The organism is Pseudomaricurvus sp. ABR4_320, from assembly GCF_056159445.1.
In genome coordinates this window covers 1-1,868 of sequence record NZ_JBSWVF010000057.1, presented here as the reverse complement: position 1 = coordinate 1,868, position 1,868 = coordinate 1, and the positions used below count along the sequence as shown (strand labels likewise).

Below are 1,868 nucleotides of genomic sequence, written 5' to 3'. Positions count from 1 at the left end.
GGCGCGGACGAGCAGCAGTGAAATAATATATGGATGCATAACTTGCTGAGCACATTATTGGGCGGGCCTTAAATCAGGCTGCGCCTTATTGCAATGTCGCAATGATGACAGAGTTTCAGCGTCACTTGCCGATAGGCCAAAGCAGGTTAAACAAACAATCTCAGTAAAAAGATCTTGAGTGTTTTTTTACGAAAACTGATTAGGGCTAACCCTAGCAAGGGCAATACCTAATACGTTTCTCTAGATGCTATTGATTTAATGGTACCGTTCGGCGGCAGAGGGGTTGTCGACAAACGTAAACTCAGTTTTGAACACCGTCTACTCTTAGCCATACCTATTTTTTAAGAGGATTTTATAATGGGATTTTTTAGTAGTATTTCGCATATAGTTGCTTCTCAGGAAGCAAAGCAGGCTCAGGAAGTTAAGCAAAAAGAGGCTGCGGAAGTTTTAGAGTCGCTCGCCGAATCACACGGCAAAGAAAACGTTGACGGGGCTCTCGCGAATTTTGGGTTGAATCAACTGAAAAAAGTGATCATGGATCCTGTCAATGACAGCTCTCTACCTCAGTCCCTAAAAGACAACATTGAAACGTTGGTGGATATGGCAACTAAGGAAGCCGAGCAGCCAACTATTCCCGCAGCGCAAGAGGCCGTTAATAGCGAGCCGTCTATTCAAGACGCCATGACTAATGCCAGTTATGCCGCGGCCCAATCACTTGATGACGAAATTGGTGAGGGAGCAACAGGCAAAGGCGGAACCAGTTGGCTAGTCGTTTTGGCTGGCGGGCTGGCAAAAGTCCAGGGCGATTTTTTGAACGCTTCTATGAAAAATGTGGAAACAATGAGAGCTAATGCGGAGGACTCTGTGGCTGGCTCAGAGGGTGATCAAAAAGATCAGGAGGCAGCAAGAAATGCGTTTCTGCAAGCACAGAATGAGTTCACTGCAAACAACCAAATGTTCAGCATGATGGCTAACGCATCGGCAACCGCACTTAAAACAATTGGTGAAGGCTTGGGCGCTCTGGCTCGTAAGCAGTAGGTTTTCTTGAACAAACGAAACCTGTTGATCTCATCAGATTACCAAAGGCAGAGACTATTGGTCTCTGCTTTTGTGTTTAAGGTTTTAGAATATCGAATACGTCTTTAGTTAAATAAGACATATTTAAATATTTATTTGATCATTGTGCTGATTCTTTCGTTCAGTATTCTGGCCGATTTCATTGTCAATAGGGAGTATTTCGATAAACTTTGAAAGGTGGCGGCTTCATATTTGAGTTGATTTTGAGATCGTGCAATTGTTTAGTAGAATTCAAAATCCGAACCCATTGGGGTCAAATTAACAAGCAAACGGCATTCTAATTTACAGGGATTTAGTGTGCTCCTATGGAATATCTGAGCGTTAATAATGCAATGAGCAAATCAAAATTTAAGCTTTTTCTTTTAGCTATTTGCCTGACTCTTACTGCCTGCGGCGGAGGTGGTGGTGGCTCTGACGATAGCGGCGCAGATGATGGTAGTACCGATAATGGCGGCAATACCGGTAATAATAGTTCTGGAGAAATAAATTCAGGTCTATCAGGTAAGTTTTTATATGAAAATTCAAAATCTGCTTATTTGATGGATATAAGTTCCGGGGAATATACTCGAATATCTAATACAGATTGGATATCCCAGAATACTCGATTTCCACTTAGCGCAACGTATTCCGTTAAAGCATCAGCCGATAACACAACATTTTGGGTGACCGCTATCGGTTGTCGTTACCACACGGGTGATGCACTAGGTGGTGAAGATGCGTGTGTATCTGTGCAAGATTTTAACGGTGTTTATATTGCAGATATTGTTGTCGACTGGGATCTAAAAACAGGG

The 1,868-nt window shown here is 42.8% G+C and carries 1 protein-coding gene and 1 pseudogene; both read left to right on the top strand.

What is annotated here, in order from left to right; genetic code table 11:
* The first annotated feature begins 357 nt into the window (after positions 1-357).
* Positions 358-1,038, top strand: a complete 681-nt coding sequence (locus ACXAFR_RS27275; protein WP_475183304.1) for a hypothetical protein — start codon at positions 358-360, stop codon at positions 1,036-1,038.
* Between the two features lie 344 nt (positions 1,039-1,382).
* Positions 1,383-1,868 (top strand): annotated as a pseudogene (locus ACXAFR_RS27270) (hypothetical protein); the annotation flags it as partial.